Origin of the sequence: Thermomonospora catenispora (assembly GCF_006363815.1) — a bacterium.
Classification (GTDB): Bacteria; Actinomycetota; Actinomycetes; order Streptosporangiales; family Streptosporangiaceae; genus Thermomonospora; species Thermomonospora catenispora.
This window is the reverse complement of record NZ_RRYT01000005.1, coordinates 128909-145290: the sequence shown is the minus strand read 5'-3', so window position 1 is coordinate 145290 and position 16382 is coordinate 128909. Positions and strand designations below refer to the sequence as shown.

17 protein-coding genes and 1 tRNA gene are annotated in these 16382 nt (G+C 72.3%); 8 read left to right on the top strand and 10 right to left on the bottom strand.

Going from position 1 to position 16382, the window contains the following annotated elements; translation table 11 throughout:
• Window positions 1-51 precede the first annotated feature (51 nt).
• Together EIO00_RS06450 and EIO00_RS06445 are read right to left on the bottom strand one after the other, a co-directional pair.
• Window positions 52-948: a serine/threonine-protein kinase gene (locus EIO00_RS06450; RefSeq protein ID WP_140176131.1), complete on the bottom strand. Its 897-nt coding sequence runs from the start codon at window positions 946-948 to the stop codon at window positions 52-54.
• Window positions 949-1086: 138 nt separating this feature from the next.
• A complete protein-coding gene (locus tag EIO00_RS06445) occupies window positions 1087-1818 on the bottom strand; it encodes a M15 family metallopeptidase (RefSeq protein WP_140176129.1) in 732 nt (243 codons plus the stop codon).
• A gap of 166 nt (window positions 1819-1984) precedes the next feature.
• Between EIO00_RS06445 and EIO00_RS06440 the strand changes: the two genes are divergently transcribed.
• Window positions 1985-2356: a hypothetical protein gene (locus EIO00_RS06440; protein ID WP_241661169.1), complete on the top strand. Its 372-nt coding sequence runs from the start codon at window positions 1985-1987 to the stop codon at window positions 2354-2356.
• Between the two features lie 37 nt (window positions 2357-2393).
• Here the strand turns inward: EIO00_RS06440 and EIO00_RS06435 are convergent, their stop codons facing one another.
• Window positions 2394-2855, bottom strand: a complete 462-nt coding sequence (locus EIO00_RS06435) for a MarR family winged helix-turn-helix transcriptional regulator (RefSeq protein WP_140176125.1) — start codon at window positions 2853-2855, stop codon at window positions 2394-2396.
• A gap of 211 nt (window positions 2856-3066) precedes the next feature.
• Here EIO00_RS06435 and EIO00_RS06430 point away from each other — a divergent pair, with 211 nt between their 5' ends.
• A complete protein-coding gene (locus tag EIO00_RS06430) occupies window positions 3067-4080 on the top strand; it encodes a pirin family protein (protein ID WP_140176123.1) in 1014 nt (337 codons plus the stop codon).
• A gap of 101 nt (window positions 4081-4181) precedes the next feature.
• Here EIO00_RS06430 and EIO00_RS06425 read toward each other — a convergent pair whose 3' ends face one another.
• From EIO00_RS06425 to EIO00_RS06405, 5 genes are all read right to left on the bottom strand, one after another.
• Window positions 4182-5039: an alpha/beta fold hydrolase gene (locus EIO00_RS06425; RefSeq protein WP_140176121.1), complete on the bottom strand. Its 858-nt coding sequence runs from the start codon at window positions 5037-5039 to the stop codon at window positions 4182-4184.
• Between the two features lie 72 nt (window positions 5040-5111).
• A complete protein-coding gene (locus tag EIO00_RS06420) occupies window positions 5112-5726 on the bottom strand; it encodes a 2'-5' RNA ligase family protein (RefSeq protein ID WP_161602662.1) in 615 nt (204 codons plus the stop codon).
• Window positions 5727-5994: 268 nt separating this feature from the next.
• Window positions 5995-6609 (bottom strand): TenA family protein, encoded by a 615-nt coding sequence (locus EIO00_RS06415; RefSeq protein ID WP_140176117.1) that lies wholly within the window; start codon window positions 6607-6609, stop codon window positions 5995-5997.
• A gap of 400 nt (window positions 6610-7009) precedes the next feature.
• Window positions 7010-8284 carry a cation:proton antiporter gene (locus EIO00_RS06410; protein ID WP_140176114.1) on the bottom strand — a complete coding sequence of 425 codons (1275 nt, stop codon included), beginning with the start codon at window positions 8282-8284 and terminating at the stop codon, window positions 7010-7012.
• Between the two features lie 3 nt (window positions 8285-8287).
• Entirely contained in the window at window positions 8288-8770 is a 483-nt protein-coding gene (locus EIO00_RS06405) for a cation:proton antiporter regulatory subunit (RefSeq protein WP_140176112.1), read from the bottom strand.
• 165 nt (window positions 8771-8935) lie between these two features.
• Here EIO00_RS06405 and EIO00_RS06400 point away from each other — a divergent pair, with 165 nt between their 5' ends.
• On the top strand, window positions 8936-9343 hold the full coding sequence (locus EIO00_RS06400) for a hypothetical protein (RefSeq protein ID WP_241661168.1): 408 nt from the start codon (window positions 8936-8938) through the stop codon (window positions 9341-9343).
• The gene (locus EIO00_RS06395; protein WP_140176110.1) at window positions 9340-9675 is read left to right on the top strand and encodes a transcriptional regulator; all 336 of its coding nucleotides are present in this window, start codon (window positions 9340-9342) and stop codon (window positions 9673-9675) included. Before EIO00_RS06400 ends, EIO00_RS06395 begins: the two co-directional genes overlap by 4 nt.
• Before the next feature lie 140 nt (window positions 9676-9815).
• Here EIO00_RS06395 and EIO00_RS06390 read toward each other — a convergent pair whose 3' ends face one another.
• Entirely contained in the window at window positions 9816-10922 is a 1107-nt protein-coding gene (locus tag EIO00_RS06390) for an aminotransferase class V-fold PLP-dependent enzyme (RefSeq protein WP_175596142.1), read from the bottom strand.
• A gap of 785 nt (window positions 10923-11707) precedes the next feature.
• Window positions 11708-11790: transfer RNA gene (locus EIO00_RS06385), tRNA-Leu, on the bottom strand.
• A 113-nt stretch (window positions 11791-11903) separates the two neighbouring features.
• Here EIO00_RS06385 and EIO00_RS06380 point away from each other — a divergent pair.
• The 4 genes from EIO00_RS06380 to EIO00_RS06365 are packed head-to-tail and all read left to right on the top strand — an operon-like array spanning window position 11904 to window position 16376.
• Window positions 11904-12656: an FhaA domain-containing protein gene (locus EIO00_RS06380; protein ID WP_140176106.1), complete on the top strand. Its 753-nt coding sequence runs from the start codon at window positions 11904-11906 to the stop codon at window positions 12654-12656.
• A gap of 11 nt (window positions 12657-12667) precedes the next feature.
• Window positions 12668-13162, top strand: coding sequence for an FHA domain-containing protein FhaB/FipA (locus EIO00_RS06375; RefSeq protein ID WP_140176104.1), 495 nt, complete (start codon window positions 12668-12670; stop codon window positions 13160-13162).
• Window positions 13159-14820, top strand: a complete 1662-nt coding sequence (locus tag EIO00_RS25550; protein ID WP_140176103.1) for a Stp1/IreP family PP2C-type Ser/Thr phosphatase — start codon at window positions 13159-13161, stop codon at window positions 14818-14820. Before EIO00_RS06375 ends, EIO00_RS25550 begins: the two co-directional genes overlap by 4 nt.
• Entirely contained in the window at window positions 14820-16376 is a 1557-nt protein-coding gene (locus EIO00_RS06365; RefSeq protein WP_140176101.1) for an FtsW/RodA/SpoVE family cell cycle protein, read from the top strand. Before EIO00_RS25550 ends, EIO00_RS06365 begins: the two co-directional genes overlap by 1 nt.
• Window positions 16377-16382: the final 6 nt, after the last annotated feature.

Sequence of the window (16382 nt, the reverse complement as noted above, 5' to 3'; positions counted from 1 at the left end):
ACGGATTCTGCGCGCGGGCGGGCGCCCGCCCGGCCGAGACGAGGGCCGTCGTCACCGCATCCGCCGGTGCTCCGGTCCCCGCGGTCGAGGCGCCCGGGGCCGGCGTGCGCCCGTGCGGGACACGGCGGCCCGTCCGGGTGCGCGGTCGAGGACGCGCCAGAGCATGACGGCGGCCTGCGGCGCGGTGAGGCGGGCGTCGATCTCCCTGCGCATCAGTCCGGTGATGACCGGCGCCAGGGGGCCGGCGTGGCACGGCGGGACGGGCTCCCCGGTCAGGATCGCGCGGACGATCGCGGCGGGACCCGGTCCGAGATAGGGGCGATGCCCCTCGACCGCGTAGAACAGGGTCGCGCCCAGCGACCACAGGTCAGAGGCCGGGACGGCGGGTTCGCCTCTGGCCCGTTCGGGGGCGGTGTAGGCGGGCGCCCCCGGCACGACCCCGGAGCGGGGGAGCGCCGGCTCCCCCGCGAGGGCGGCGATCCCGAAGTCGGCGAGGACGACGCGGCGCCGGGCGATGAGGACGTTGCCCGGCTTGACGTCGCGGTGCACCACTCCGGCGGCGTGCGCGGCCCGCAACGCCCCCAGCACCTGCAGCCCCACCCAGGCCGCCTGCCGGGGCGACAGCGGCCCATGCTCCCTGACCAGGGCGTTCAGGGGACGCCCGGGGACCAGCTCCATGATGATCCACGAGCAGTCGCCGTCGTGGGCCGCGTCGTAGACGGCGACGGCGGACGGATGCGCGACGCGGGCGGCGAATCTGGCCTCCCGCAGGCCGCGCTCGCCGAGGTCGCTCCCGCCCGCCCCGGCGGGCGGGAGCAGCTGCTTGGCGGCGACCCGGCGGCCCAGCCGCTCGTCACGGGCCCGCCAGACCACGCCGAACCCGCCCCGGCCGATCCGCTCGAGCAGGCGGTACCGCCCGGCGACCAGCGTGCCCGGGCCGTGGACCATGTGCCGGACGATAAAGGCCTCTCGCCCGGGCGGAACATCACCTGCGGGCGCGATCGCCGTTCCCGGCGAGCGCTCCCGGCGGCGTCCGCGGGGCGCCCGGCGCCGCGGCCGGGTCCCGGCCGACGCCGGGCCGCGCGGTCACCGTCCGGTGCTGCTGAAGTGCTGGTAGTCCTTGGCGCCGGTCCACGAGCCGCCCCAGCCCCAGCCGATGGAGGCGAAGGCCTTGACCACGGCGTCGCCCTTGTGGATGACGCCGGGGTCGGTGCGGCTGCGGTCCTTGAACTTGATGCAGTCCTTGTGGGCGACCCGGCCGCTCGCGGTGACGTAGGGGTTCTGGCAGGGGTTGAGGTCGACGGCCAGTCCGTAGGCGTGCTGCGACCAGCTGCTCGACCCGGTGGCGCGCCGGCAGTTGAACGCCGAGGTGTTGTTGGCCTCGATGGAGTCGAAGTCGCTGCCCCGGTACTTGTCGACCGGCTCCATCCGTTCGATCGGATAACGGCGCTCGAACAGCGTGCGGAACACGCCCACCAGGTCCTCGGCGGCCGAGGCGTTCACGACGAGCCGGCCCTCGTGGACCCGGCCGTCCATCCCCCAGTGGGTCATGTCGATCGCCCGCAGTCCCGACACCGGCACCGGGCAGCCCGGTCGCCACGAATGCGGAAGGTCCGAACGCGACAGCTTCTTGATCTCCGCGGTGAACCGTGCCGGCTTCCGCCCGTCCTCCTCGGGCCGGGCGGTCCCGGCCGCCGTGGGAGGGGCGACGGTGCCGCCCGGTCGGCGTCCGGCCTCGTCGTCTCCGCCGCCCCCGCAGCCGGCCGCCGCCGCGAGCCCCAGCAGCAGCACCGCGCTGATCAGCGGTTTCCTTGCCATTTCCCCAGCATGACACGGGTCTGGCGGGATGCGGTCATCCCGGCGTGCCCGCTGGCCGGGGGTGGGGACGCCGAACTACGGTGCTGCGATAGATGGCGTTCGTCCGCACCGTCCGGGGATCGCGATGACCGACCCGCAACAGGACACAGGAGACGCTCCGACGCTCGTGGACGAGCTGCTCGGACCGGCGTCCGACGACGCCGATCATGCGGGGCGCGACGAGCCTCTCCTCAAGGTCCCCGACACACCGCCCTGGGAGCGGCTGTCGGTGAGCCGCGCCGATCTGCTGCGCGGGGCGGCGGGGTTCCTCACCTTCTGCTTCGTCGACCTGGTGATGATGTACGCGCCGCTGATGGGCGTGTACCGGTCGAGCCTGCTGCCGCAGTTCGTGGCGCTGCTGGTGGTGGCGTTCGGGCTGGGCGGGCTGCTGGCCTGGCAGGTGCGCGGGGCGTGGCGGCCGTTCGGGTACGGGATGATGCTCGCCTGGGTCGCGCTCACCTTGATCTCGGTGGGCTTCCTCACCGGCGTGATGCGGTGAGGCGCCCCCCGCGGCCGGGGAGGGGCCGGCGCGGGGGTCAGCGGGACTGGGCGATGCGCTCGGCGACGGCGCGGAACGCGCGTCCGATGGCCTTGAGGTCGTCGGGGTCGATGACGTCGATGAAGAAATTTCGTACGGTTTCGACGTGATCGCGTGCGGCGCGTTCCAGGACGGCGAAGCCCTCGTCGGTGAGGTGGGCGAACACGCCGCGCTTGTCGCTGGAGCAGGACTCGCGGCGGACCAGGCCCTTGGCCTCCAGCCGGGTGCAGGTGTGGGACAGCCGGCTGCGGGACTGGCTGGCGTGCTCGGCCAGCTCGGCCATCCGCAGGCAGCGGCCGGGCGCCTCCGACAGCCGCACCAGGATCTCGTACTCCGACCCCGACAGCCCGTGCTTGGCCTTCAGCTCGCGGTCCATGATGTCGTGCAGCCGGAGGCTGCCGTCGATGAAGGCCCGCCAGTCCCGCTGCTGCCCGGCGTCGAGCCATCGGGGTTCGCTCATACTCCGAGTGTACGACAGGTAATTTAAATTTCAACCATTGACTTCGTCGCAACCCCCGGCACGGGATCGGCGACGCCGGGACAGCGCCCGGGCGCCCGAGGCTCCGGAACGGTGAGGGCGGCGCGGAGGGGTTCCTCCAGAGCCAGGAATAATTTAGATTTCAACCAACGTTCCCCGAGGGCCGGAACGATCCACCTACCTGGAGGTCCCGATGCCCGCCATCACCGCCGACACCCTCACCCTGCCGCGGCTGCCCCGCATGCCGGAGTCCGAGCGGACCGCCCGCCGGGTCGCCAAGGTCGTCCGCGCCCGCCGCTTCCTGGAGGGCGAGGGCTTCGAGGTCCGCCGCCCGTTCCCCGGGATGGACCTGTCGCTGGCCGACCCGTTCCTGCTCCTGGACCACATGGGCGCGGTGGAGTACGCGCCGGGCGAGGCCAAGGGGACCCCCTGGCACCCGCACCGCGGCTTCGAGACCGTGACCTACATCATCGACGGGGCCTTCCAGCACCAGGACACCACCGGAGGCGGAGGCCTGATCTCCGACGGCGACACCCAGTGGATGACCGCCGGCAGCGGCATCCAGCACATCGAGCAGCCGCCGCCGGAGCTGGTCGCCAAGGGCGGGCTGTTCCACGGCGTGCAGCTGTGGGTCAACCTGCCGCGCGCCCAGAAGTGGGCGCCGCCCCGCTACCAGGACATCCGCGCCACCGACATCAAGCTGCTGGCCGGCGCGGACGGCGCCTCCCTGGTCCGGGTGATCGCCGGTGAGCTGGCCGGGCACGAAGGCCCCGGGATCACCTACACCCCGATCACCTACCTGCACGCCACCGTCGCGCCGGGGGCGCGGCTGACCATGCCGTGGCCGCCGGACTTCAACGCCCTGCTGTACGTGCTGTCCGGCGACGGCTTCGCCGGTCCGGAGAACCGCCCCCTCAGCGAGGGGCAGCTCGCCGTCTTCGGCGGCTCCCCCCGCACCGAGCACGGCGATGCGCTGACCTTCCAGGCCGCCGACACCCAGCCGCTGGCCAGCAAGAACGGCTGGGAGGTCCTGGTGCTGGGCGGCCTGCCGATCCGCGAGCCGATCGCCCGCTACGGCCCGTTCGTGATGAACACCCGCGAGGAGATCATCCAGGCGTTCGAGGACTTCCGCGCCGGCCGCATGGGCACCGTCCCGGCCGGGCGCGTCCCCCACCGCTCCAGCGCCGACGAGAACCTCGACGGCTGACCGGCCCCCGCGTTCCGGCCGCCGCGGCGGCCGGAACGCGCGCCGGGGAGGACATGCGCTCCTGGACGCGCCCCGGGCGCCTCAGCGCGCACGAGGAGCCCTCAGGCCCGGCTGAGCAGGGTGCGGAGGATCTCTTCAGAGCGGGTCCACAGGACGGCGCCGCCGATGCCGGGGACGACGTGGCGGACGGCGCCGGGGATGCGCGTCGCCAGCCTGGCCCCGTTGTCGGGGGAGTGCGAGGCGTCCTCCTCCCCGTACCACAGATCGACGGGAACGGTGATGGCCCCCAGGTCGAACGGCCACCGGCCCATGGCCAGCACCGTGTCCCGGGCATAGCCCGCCGTCCCCTGGGCGAACCCCTCCTCCAGCGCCTTCCGGTAGGCGTCGGCGAACGCCGGGGCCTGGTAGACGGCGAGGTCGGACTTCGGGCTGCCTCCCATCACCATGTCCCACATCGCCTGGAGGCTGAAGCCGGCGAAGACGCCCTCGGCGCGGGCCGGGTCGGTCTTCACCGTCTCGACCAGTCCGCGCAGCTCCTCCGGCAGCATCGGCGCGAACACGGGGTCGGCGATCTCGTCGCTTCCCGAGGTCACCGTCAGCGCCGCCACGACCCCCTCGACCGCGCAGGCGAACCCGAACGGCGCCCCCTGCGAGTTCGCGACCATCAACGGCCGCCCCAGGTCACGGCGTTCGGCCAGCTCCTTGATGTCGGCGGCGTGGTCGGCGAACGTCCGCCCGGGCGCCGGCGTCGAGACGCCCAGGCCCGGCCGATCCACGGAGATCAGCCGTACGCCCAGCTCATCGAGCACATCCCAGCCGAATCCCAGCCATCGGCTGGTCGCCGCCCCCGGGGACAGCAGCACCGGCCTGCCGTTGGGCGGTCCCCATTCGGCCCAGCCGAGCACCCGCCCGTTCCCCAGGCGGGTCTCGCCGAGCCTGACCGGATCGTCCACATGCATGACCGCCATTGTGATCATCGCCCTCGCGACACGACCACTCGTTTTCGGTCTTTCCGCAAAGGAGGGACGAGGTCAGCCGGCGAGAGGGACGGAGGCGCGAACGTCCCACCGGTACAGGCGCCCGTCGCGGACCTGCTCGACCAGGTGGGCCTGGTGGACCGTCAGCCGGCACGGGGCCGGGGGGTCGGCGAGGGCCTGGAGGATGGGGGCGGTGGGGAGGTCGGTGTTGCTGTAGGCGACGGTCACATGCGGGGTCCAGTCGGGCTGGTCGGCGAGGCGGTGCGCCGTGACGGTGCGCGCGACGCCGGCGTCGATGGCCTCGCGGACGGGGTCCAGGGCGCCTTCCGGCTCGATCCCCATCGCCACGCCCTCGTCGTACAGGTACGGCCGGCCGATCCGCACGGTGATCGGCGCCAGCGCCCCGAACGCCTCCGTCACCGCGGACACCATCGCGTCCGCCTCGGCGGCGGGGATCTCGTCGGCGAACCCCACGACCCGAGTGGTCATGTGCAGCCAGGCGTCCGGAACGGGGTCCAGCCCCGGCATCCCGGCGAGCCGTGCCCGGTACCGCCGCGCCAGCGAGCGCAGCTCCGGCCGGTCCTCCGTCAGCAGATGCCACACCAGCATGCTCCGCCCCGGCCGCATGCCGGGCCGCCACCACCAGTGGTCCCGCAATCGTTCGGGCACCGCGCCTCCTCGGGCCGCACGCTCACTCGTCATCGCGCCGAAGGGGTTCTCCGGGCGGCGGGGCGGGTTCCGCGGCGGACCGCACCGCCGCGTTCACGAGAGCCGTGGAACGGCCCGGGCGGTCGGCCGGGCCGGGTGCGCGCCGGGGTCGGCCGCGCGTCCCGGTTCCGGCGGCCCGGCCGCCGCGTCGCCCGAGATGCCGCCTGAGATGCCGCGTCCCGCTCGTCGGCCCGCGGGTCCCCTCGCCTCGGCGCCGGTCCGGTCGGCCTCACTCGTCGAGCGGAACGTCCCAGAACGCCACTTCGTGGCGCATGCCCTCGAGGAACAGGCGCTCGGCGCGGGCGCGGTCGGGGGCGGCCTCGTCGATCATCTCGCCGATCCGGCGGGCCAGCGCGGCGAACTCGGGGTCGGCGTAGGTGTCCACCCAGCGCCGGTACCGGGGTTCGTCCGGGGGGTTCTCGGCCAAGATCGCCCCCAGCGTGGAGTAGCCCCACATGCAGGGGTAGAGCGCCGCCAGCCCGTCGCGGTAGGAGGCCGCCGAGTCCAGCAGGAACTCGGTGTAGGCCGCGCACACCGGACCCTTGCGGGCGCCTTCCAGATCGGCCCCGAACTCCGCGGACAGCGACCGATGCAGGTTCAACTCCTCGTGGAGCGTCGAATGCGCCAGATCGACCAGGTCGCCCAGGTGCCCGTCCGGCGCCTGCCAGGCCAGTCTCGAGAACACCCGGACGTAGTCGAGCAGGAACAGATAGTCCTGCTCCAGCCAGGACCGGAAGATCCGCTCCTCCAGGTCCCCGTTGGCGATGCCGACCACCGTCGGGTGCTTGAGCTGCTCGTTGAGCAGCGGCCGCCCGAGCTCCTCCAGATGTGCGGCAAGACTCATGCCCGCAAGTGTCACATGAATCCGGTCAGTGATCACAAACCGGACCAGAATTCATCCCAGGTCGTCCGGCGGACGGGCTCCCGCCTTCCGACCTGCGCCCTTCACCGGCCTCTCACCCGCCTCTCACCGGCCCCGACGCCGGACCGCGTCCGGCGCCGACCCCGAGAGCCGGACCTCCTCGTCGGCGGCCCTGGGATCGGCTCCACGGGTCCCGGAGGACGCTTCTCCTCCAGGGCGTCGGGCCGCGCGGTCGACGCCGGGGCGCCGCCGGGGCGTGATCCCTCCGCGTCCGGCGGGCGTCGACCGGGCCCTGTGGCGACGGCGGCCCCTCGGGTTCGCCCACGGCGACGCCAGCGACATCACCGGCGGCGTCCGCCGGTGCGGCGGGGCCGTGGGGGCGTCAGTCCTTCTTGTAGACGAATCCGGAGGTGGGCAGGGTCTCTTCGGGGGATCCGGGCTGCAGGGGGACCTGCGCCTCGCTCTCGGCGGGCTCGACGTCGAACTGCGGGCTGGGGCGACGACGTCCGCTGATCTTGCGGGCCAGGGGTTCGGCGCCGCGGGCGAGCAACGGGCCGGCCACCGCGAGGATCAGCACGTACGCCGCGGCCAGCGAACCCAGCCGAGAGTCGGCGCCGCCGGAGACCGCCAGCCCGGCGATGACGATGTTGAACTCCCCGCGCGGGGCCAGCGCCGCACCGGCTCGGATCCGACCGGTCAGGTGCACGCCCGCACGGCGGGCCGCCAGCCAGCCGCTGGCCAGCTTGGTGGCGATGCCGACGACCGCCAGCAGGACCGCGATGCCCAGCACCGGCGGCAGGTCCGCCGGGTCGGTGTGCAGTCCGAAGAACACGAAGAACACCGCGGCGAACAGGTCCTTCAGCGGGGTCAGCAGCCGCTGCGCCTGGTGCGCCAGCGGACCGGACAGCGCGATGCCCACCAGGAACGCGCCGACCGCGGCCGAGACCTGCAGCTGCGAGGCGATCCCGGCGACCAGCACGGTCAGGCCCAGCACCTTCAGCAGCAGCACCTCTTCGCTGGGGCTGGCGACGAACTTCTCCACCAGGTTCCCGTGCCGCAGCGCGATGTAGAGGATCACGGTGACGGTCAGCGCCGCGATCGCCAGGCTCTGCATGCCCGCGACCAGGCCGGCCCCGGCCAGGACCGTGGTGAGGATCGGCAGGTACACCGCCATCGTCAGGTCCTCGAAGACCAGGATGGACAGCACCGCCGGGGTCTCGCGGTTGCCCAGCCAGCCCAGGTCTCCCATGACCTTCGCGGTGATCCCCGAGGAGGTCACATAGGTGACGCCGCCCAGGGCCAGCGCGCCCACCGGCCCCCAGCCCATGAGCAGTCCGACGATGACCCCGGGTCCGGCGTTCAGCACCAGGTCCGCCAGGCCGACCGGCGCCGAGGTGCGCAGGGTGCCGACCAGTTCGCCGGCGGTGTACTCCAGTCCCAGGGTGAACAGCAGCAGGATGACGCCGACCTCGGCGCCGATCTCGACGAAGTGCTCGCTGTCCTCCAGCGGCAGCAGCCCGCCCGATCCGAACGCCAGGCCGCCGATCAGGTACAGCGGGATCGCGGAGATGGAAAAGCGCGTGGCGATCGACCCCAGCAGGCCGAGGGCCAGGATGATCGCACCGATTTCGATGAGCTGTATCGCGATCGAATGCATCCCTCACCCGCTCGCAAAAATGCGGGCCGCCGCCGCGGTGCCCTCCGCGGTTCCCACGACGACGACCTTGTCACCGGCAGAGAACACGAAATCGGGACGCGGGCTGGCGATCACCTCGGCGTCGCGCACGACCGCCACGATCGACGCCCCGGTCCGCGACCGGACCTGCGCCTCCCCCAGTGTCCGTCCCGCGTAGGGCGACCCTTCCGCGATCGGGATCTTCTCGGTGACCAGTCCTTCCACCTGCCGGTGCAGCTCGTTCAGCCGCTCGATCACCCTGCCGGTGCCCAGCAGCTCGGCCAGGAACGCGGCCTCCTCGGCGGTCAGCTGCACCGTCACGATGCAGGTGTCGGGGTCCTCCTTGTCGTAGACCGCCAGGTCCCGGCGGCCCGACCGGTGCGACACCACCCCCACCTGCCGTCCCCGGCTGGTGGTGAACACGTGCTGTAGTCCGATCCCGGGCAGCGATGTCCGTTCGACGTCCACGATGACCTCTTCCTGAACAGCGCGAAATTGCTCTTTACGGCCGTGACGAGGGTAGCGGCACCGCATGGCTGCGACTCGCCGCGCCCACCGCACACAGGAAAGTACTTGCCGATTCGGCAAGTACTTTTCTAACGTAAAGTACCGTCGCCGAGGAAAGGTGATGCCGTGTCAGAACCCATGGACGCCCGTGCCGCCCTCGCGCGCGCCCGCGCCCTCCAGGAGCGGGTGCGGCATCGCTCCCGCTGGTACGCCCGCTTCCTGTGGCTCTTCGGAGCGGGCTCGTTCGTCACGACCCTGCTCCTGGCGTTCGGCACCCCGGTCCGGCTCGTCGCGGCGGGCCTGTGGGGCGCCCTCGTCATCGGCCTGTCGGTGTACGCGGTCCGTCAGCCCGTGGCCCGCCACGGCTTCGGCGTCCGCCACGGCGTCGTCATCGGCGTCTGGGCGACCGTGTACGCCGTCGTCGTGACCGTGGGCGTCACCGCGTTCGACGGCGACCTGCGGTGGTGGCTCCCCGGCGCCGTCGCCGTCGCCCTCCCCGCTCTGATCGGCGCCCGTCTGGAGGGCCGTCGATGAGCCATCCCCGTCACCGGCTCGACGAAGTCATCCACGCGCCCGTCCGCTTCGCGATCGTCGCCGCGCTGGCCGCCGCGGAGAAGGCCGAGTTCGCCTTCGTCCGCGACACCGTCGAGATCACCGACTCCGCCCTCTCCAAGCAGGCCGCCGCCCTGGAGAGGGCCGGATACGTCAAGATCACCAAGGGATATGTGGGCAAGCGCCCGCGCACCTGGCTCTCCCTCACCTCCGCGGGACGCGCCGCCTTCGCCGCCCACTGCGCGGCCCTGCGCGAGATCGCCGACGGCGCCCTGGGCGCCGACTCCGGCCCCGGCCCGAGTCGGGGCCGGTGACGGTCGCGGGACGCCCCGGGCCGCGGGGCCGATCCACAGATCGCGGGGCGAGGCGGCCGGCCCGGCATCGCGGCGGTGGGCGACCTCGTCCTCGGCCTCGTCCTCGTCGGCCGATCCGCTCCCGCCCGGCCGCGTTCCGCTCACCCGCGCCCGGCGAGCGGGCCCAGCGCGCTCAGCACGCGCTCGACGTCGTCGTCGGTGTTGAACCCATGGAACCCGAACCGCAGCGCCCCGGCCCGCGCCGTCGCCCGGATCTCCGCCTCCTCCAGCAGGGACACCGCGGCGTCGGCGTCCGGGACGGCCACCGAGACGATGTGGCTCGGCCTCTCGCTCGGCAGGCACCTCAGCCCCAGCTCGGCCGCGCCCTCGCGCAGCATGCCCGCGAGCCGCAGGCAGTGCTCCTCCAGCGCGACGGGGTCGAGCTCGCCGATCAGCTCCAACGCCGCGCCCGCACCCGCCCATGAGGGCCAGCACTGGGACATGTCCAGCCGCCGGGCGTCCGGCGCGTACTCCAGCGGCCCTCCGTAGTACTCCTCCCACGGCCGGGGCCCGTTGCGGACCGTGGGCGCCAGCGGCGTCAACTCCTCGAGCCGGTCGGGACGGACGTACAGCCAGGCGGCCCCGCGGGGGGACAGCAGCCACTTGTATCCGTGCACCGCCACGAAGTCGGGCCGCACGGTCTCCGGCAGCCGCAGCACCCCGGCGCTCTGCGTCGCGTCGACGAACAGTCGCGCCCCGACCTCCCGGCACCGTTCCGCGACGGCCGCCAGATCCACCCGCGACCCCGAGGCCGACTGCACATCGCTCACCGCGACGAGCGCGGTGTCCTCGGTGATCGCCTCGATCAGCGCCGTGCCGTGCAGCACGCCCTCCGGCATCGGGACCCGCCGCACCCGCACTCCGCGCCGCTCGGCCGCCAGCCAGGGGAACAGCACGCTCCGATACTCCAGCTCCCCCACCACCACCCGGCTTCCGGCGGGCAGCGAGGCGGCCACGGTGGCGGCGCCCTCCGCCACCGACTGCACCAACGCCACGTCGGCCGGGGAGGCCCCCAGCATCCGGGCCATCATCTCCCGGGTGCGCTGCGCCGGCAGGCCCCGTTCCCGCCAGGTGGAGGAGTCCCAGGCGTCCAGCTCGGCCCGGACCGCCTCCACCACCCGCCGCGCCCCCGGCGCGCAGCTGGGCGTGAACAGCCAGCACACCCGCTCCAGCACCGGGAACTCCTCCCGGAACCGCTCCAGCTCCACAGGCCCTCCCCTGACGTCCTCGCGCACCGGCCGGGAACGCCTTCTCCCGGCCGGCCTCCCCGGCCCCCAAGCGGTCGCCCGCGCCGGGATCCGACCGGGCGCGGCCGCCTCCCGACGGACCGCTCCGACGACCGTCCTTCCCCGCCGGATCGCCCGTCGGATCATCCCTCAAACCGCTTCATCGCGCCCCGCCCCGCCGGCCGGCACGGACGGCCGGCGGGTGATCGACGGGTGGTCGACGGGTTATCGACGGGTGATCGACGGACGATCGGCGAGCGATCGACAGGCGATGCGGCGGTGAGGTGATCGATGAGCGACCGACGGGCGATCGCCGAGGCCCGTACGGAGCCCTTCGGCGGCCGCCCGTCCGCCGGGCCGACGCCGCGACACCGCCCCCCAGAGACGTCATGTGACGCACATCACATATACTCGCCGGCATCGGAACCCCGGCCGCAACCGCCCACCACCTTCACCTTCCCACCCATATCACCCGAAAGATCTCAACCAGAAGATCGAACTCTCACCACGATCCGAGCAGCGACGAGCCATGAACGCTTCAGGCCATGCATCCCCGCCCCACCGACAGCCCGCGCCCTTGCCCGCCGCGCGGCTCCTCACTCAGGCCTTCGTCCAGGTCGCCGGGCCGATCACCGGCCGCCCCGCCGCGGCGGCGCGGTGCGGGCGCACCGCGACCGAGGGGCGCCGAAGGCCGCCCGCCGGGAAAACGACCAAGGGCTGCGAGGAGGGAGGCAAAGCCTCCGACCTCGCAGCCCTTGGTTCTCGAGTGGGCGAGGAGGGATTTGAACCCTCACGTCCGCAAGGACACACGGACCTGAACCGTGCGCGTCTGCCGTTCCGCCACCCGCCCTTGCCGGTTGCTCGAAAAGATTAGCACGAGTCAGGGAGTGGTTCGGTACACGCATACTCTCTGCGAACCCGAGCCCGGATACGATCGTCTACCAGTGGAGAAAGGAGGTGCCCGTGGGTGTCCTACAGCGCTTCGAGCGACGTCTTGAGGGCATTGTGGAGGGTGCCTTCGCTCGTACGTTCAAGTCGGAGCTGCAGCCGGTCGAGGTGGCCAGCGCCGTTCAGCGCGAGATGGACGAGCGCGCCGCGATCGTAGCGGCCGGACGCACACTGGTGCCGAACGACTTCGTCGTGGAGATCTCGCAGGCCGACGGTCAGCGGCTGGCGGTGTACGCCGACAGCCTGAGCCAGGAGCTGGCCAACCTGGCCCGCGAGTACGCCAAGGAGCAGGGGTACTCCTTCGTCGGCCCGGTGCGGGTGCGGTTCGAGAACGTGGGCGACCTCGCGACGGGCATGTTCCGGATCCGGTCAGGGGTGATCCGCGGGTCCACGGTCGAGGGCGGGGAGATCCGTCAGCCGGTCAGCGACCTGCCGCCGGGGCGTACGGGGGGGTTCGCCGGGCGGCCGCGTCTGCTGGTCACCACCGCACAGGACGCGGGGCCGAGCGCGCAGCAGACCTACGAGATCACCACGCCGGTCACGCTGCTGGGTCGCGGCACCGACTGCGACCTGCGCCTGGTCGACCCGGGGGTCTCCCGGCACCATGCCGAGATCCGCGTCGAGGGCCCCGAAGTCGTCCTCGTGGATCTAGGGTCGACCAACGGCTCGTTCGTGAACGGCAATCCCGTCCGGCGGGTGACCCTCGTCGACGGGGCCCGGGTCACGATGGGCCGGACCACTCTCGTGTTCCGCCGCGATAGGGAGTAGCCCCCACTCCGATGTCCGAATTCACCCTCACGCTGATCAAGCTGGCGTTCCTCGCGGTGCTATGGCTCTTCGTCATCGCCGCCGTCGGCGTGATCCGGGCCGACCTGTTCGGCTCTTCGCGGGCCGTGGCGCGCGCCGCGAGACGGTCGCGCACCCCCCGGCGGGAGCGGCAACCGCGCCAGCCGCGGCAGGCCGCCGCCCCGCAGCCGCGCATGCCGCGTCAGCTCGTCATCACCCAGGGCAATCAGGCGGGCATGACCCTGGACCTGTCGGCAGGGGCCCCCATCACCATCGGTCGCGCCAATGACTCCACGATCGTCGTCTCCGACGACTACGCTTCGAGCCGGCATGCCCGACTTTACGCGCAGGACGGTCAGTGGATCGTGGAAGATCTCGGCTCGACCAACGGGACCTATCTCGGACACACGAAAGTGACCCATCCCCAGCCGGTGCCCCTCGGCGTCCCGATCCGTATCGGCCAGACCGTGATCGAGCTGCGCCCATGACCATAGGAATCCGTTACGCCGCACGCTCCGACGTCGGCATGCTGCGCGAGGGCAACGAGGACTCGGCGTACGCGGGCGCGCACCTGCTCGCGGTCGCCGACGGCATGGGCGGACACGTCGGCGGAGAGATCGCCAGCGCCGCCGCCATCGGCGAACTGCGCAAGCTCGACACCGACATGCCGGCGGACGAGCTGCTGGGGGCGCTGGAGCGGACCGTCAAGGCGGCCAACGAGAAGCTGAGCCGGATGGTGGAGTCCGATCCGGCTCTGCAGGGAATGGGCACCACGCTGACCGCCATGCTGTGGTCGGGCAGCCAGGTGGCGCTGGTGCACATCGGCGACTCGCGCGCCTACCTGCTGCGCGACGGGAGCCTGTACCAGATCACCCACGACCACACGCTGGTGCAGTCGCTGGTGGACGAGGGCCGGATCAGCCCCGACGAGGCCGCCTCGCACCCACAGCGCTCACTGTTGCTGCGGGCGCTGGACGGTCGCGGCGAGGTCGATCCGGACCTGTCCCTGCGCGAGGCCAAGGTCGGCGACCGCTACCTGCTGTGCTCCGACGGCCTGTCCGGCGTGGTCACCGCCGAGACGATCTTCCAGGTGCTGACCGAGTACGCCGACCCCGAGGACGCGGTGCGCCAGCTGATCGACCTGGCCAACCGGGGCGGCGGACCGGACAACATCACCTGCGTGGTGGCCGACGTGATCGAGCTGGGGCCCGGGCAGCCGCCGCCGCAGTCCTCGCCGCTGGCGGTCGGCGCGGCGGCCAACGTCTCGCGCACCGAGCCGCCGGACGCCGGTCCGGCGGGCCCGGGCGGCCGGCCCGGAGGTCAGCCGGGCGGCCAGGCGGGCGGATCGGCGCCGCCGTCCCCGCAGGGACGGCAGTCCGACACCCCGGCGGGCCGTGCCGCACAGCTGCGCGACACCATGCCGCAGCCGCCGGTGGCGGTGGACGAGATGCCCCCTCCTCCGCCGCAGGCGGCCGCCCCCATGTCCGAGCAGCAGCTGATGGGCCGGGCGGCGGGTTCACCGCCGCAGGAGACGGTGCGCGCCCCGCGACGCCGCTGGACCTGGCTGATCGTCGCGTTCGGCGTGGTCGCGGTGGGGCTGGCCGGTGCCGGCGCGTTCGCCGTGCACTCGATGCGCAACGACGGCTACTACGCCACCGAGGAGGGCGGCCGGATCGTGGTCTACAAGGGCCGGCCGGAAAGCCTCGCCGGGCTCAGCCTCCACACCAAGGCCTCCCAGCAGCCCAACCCCCCGATCCTGGTCGCCGATCTGCCCCAGCGCCTGCAGATGGACCTGCGGAACGGCGTCATCGACCTCAAGGGCCCCGACGGCTGGCGGAACCTGGCGCAGCAGGTGTGCCGCTACACCCTGCAGCCCGACAAGGACAGGGTGATCATCTGGAGGGGACTGGGCCAGCGCCAGAACGGCTGCGATGAGGAGAAGGTGGTCGAGTCGCAGATCAGGCTGAGCGACCTGCCCACCTCCGATCAGCAGCGGCTGCTGAACGGCGAGCTGACCTTCCCCAACCGGCAGCAGGCCGAGGACAAGCTGAAAGACCTGCAGAAGCGACGCGACGCCTGCCGCGAACCGGCGGCCACCGACATCCGCGACTGCCCGCGAGCGGGCCAGGGAGGCGAACGCTCCTGATGACCTCACCCCCCGACCGGCTCCCCGAACAGGTCCCCGTGGCGACTCAGCCGCGCAAGGGCGCATCCCTGGCGCTGCTGATCTTCGCCATGGTGATGACCTTGGCGGCCTTCGCCGAGGTCGGTCTGGCCCGTGACGGCCGGATACCGACCGGCCTGTTCGGCTACGGCGGCGGTCTGGTGGTGCTGGCCGGGGCCGCGTACTACGTGCAGGCCCGTTTCGCCCCCTACGCCGACCCCCTGCTGCTGCCGCTGGCGACGGCGCTGAACGGGCTGGGCCTGGCGATGATCTACCGGCTGGACCTGTCCACCAGCCGGGACGTGCAGGACGCCATCCGGGACGGCAAGAAGGTGGTCACCTCCGGGCTGGCGTCCGCGGGCACCCAGCTGCAGTGGACCTTCGTCGGCATCCTGCTGTTCGCGGTGACGGTGCTGCTGCTGAAGGACTCCAAGATCCTTCAGCGCTACATGTACACCCTCGGCGCGTGCGCGATCATCCTGCTGCTGCTGCCGATCGTGCCGGGGCTGGGCGCGGAGATCAACGGCGCCCGGGTGTGGATCTTCATCGGCCCGTTCTCGGTGCAGCCGGGCGAGTTCGCCAAGCTGCTGCTGGTGGTGTTCTTCGCCGGCTATCTGGTCAAGAAGCGGCAGGCGATGTCGCTGGTCGGCAAGAAGATCGGCCCGCTGTCGCTGCCGCGCGCCCGGGACCTGGGCCCGATCATGGTGATCTGGCTGTTCGGCCTGGGCATCCTGTTCGTCCAAAAGGACCTGGGCACCGCGCTGCTGTACTTCGGGCTGTTCGTGTCGATGCTCTACATCGCCACGCAGCGGATCTCCTGGGTGCTGATCGGCGTGGGGATGCTCGCACTGGGCGTGCTGGTGGCCACCCAGCTGCCGTTCCTGGGGCACGTCAACCAGCGGTTGAGCATCTGGCAGAACCCCGAGCCCTACTTCGACGGCGGCTGCCTGCTGCCCGACGGCAAGGTGGTGTCGGTGGCGCCGGGCACCGAGCCCTACATCCAGGCCGGCAACACCATCGGGTCCGGGCTGACCGCCTGCCTGAAGATGGGCGGCGACTACGCCGACAGCGCCCAGCTGATGAAGGGCATGTTCGCGCTGGGCGAGGGCGGTGTGCTGGGCAAGGGGCTGGGCCAGGGCGAACCGTGGCGCACCCCGCTGGCGTTCAGCGACTTCATCTTCGACTCCATGGGCGAGGAGCTCGGCCTGACCGGGCTGATGGCGATCCTGCTGATCTATGCGCTGATCGTGCAGCGCGGCATGAAGACCGCCATCGCGGCCCGAGATCCGTTCTTGAAGCTGTTCGCCGGCGGTGTGTCGTTCGTGCTGGCACTGCAGGTGTTCGTGATCGTCGGGGGAGTCACCCGGCTCATCCCGCTCACCGGTCTGACGACGCCGTTCCTCGCGCAGGGCGGCTCGTCCCTGATGGCCAACTGGATCTTGATCGGCGTGCTGGTGCGCATGAGCCACCAGGCACGTCAGCCCGCCCCCCAGTCGATCCAGGACGAGGGCATGACGCAGGTGGTGAGCCTGAGATGAGGGACG

Bases quoted from the DNA above. Each gene is read 5' to 3' on its own strand.
- EIO00_RS06450 (WP_140176131.1), bottom strand. From the start codon at position 948: ATGGTCCACGGCCCGGGCACGCTGGTCGCCGGGCGGTACCGCCTGCTC.
- EIO00_RS06430 (WP_140176123.1), top strand. From the start codon at position 3,067: ATGCCCGCCATCACCGCCGACACCCTCACCCTGCCGCGGCTGCCCCGC.
- EIO00_RS06435 (WP_140176125.1), bottom strand. From the start codon at position 2,855: ATGAGCGAACCCCGATGGCTCGACGCCGGGCAGCAGCGGGACTGGCGG.
- EIO00_RS06410 (WP_140176114.1), bottom strand. From the start codon at position 8,284: ATGCATTCGATCGCGATACAGCTCATCGAAATCGGTGCGATCATCCTG.
- EIO00_RS06425 (WP_140176121.1), bottom strand. From the start codon at position 5,039: ATGCATGTGGACGATCCGGTCAGGCTCGGCGAGACCCGCCTGGGGAAC.
- EIO00_RS06375 (WP_140176104.1), top strand. From the start codon at position 12,668: ATGTCCGAATTCACCCTCACGCTGATCAAGCTGGCGTTCCTCGCGGTG.
- EIO00_RS06395 (WP_140176110.1), top strand. From the start codon at position 9,340: ATGAGCCATCCCCGTCACCGGCTCGACGAAGTCATCCACGCGCCCGTC.
- EIO00_RS06445 (WP_140176129.1), bottom strand. From the start codon at position 1,818: ATGGCAAGGAAACCGCTGATCAGCGCGGTGCTGCTGCTGGGGCTCGCG.
- EIO00_RS06365 (WP_140176101.1), top strand. From the start codon at position 14,820: ATGACCTCACCCCCCGACCGGCTCCCCGAACAGGTCCCCGTGGCGACT.
- EIO00_RS06415 (WP_140176117.1), bottom strand. From the start codon at position 6,609: ATGAGTCTTGCCGCACATCTGGAGGAGCTCGGGCGGCCGCTGCTCAAC.
- EIO00_RS25550 (WP_140176103.1), top strand. From the start codon at position 13,159: ATGACCATAGGAATCCGTTACGCCGCACGCTCCGACGTCGGCATGCTG.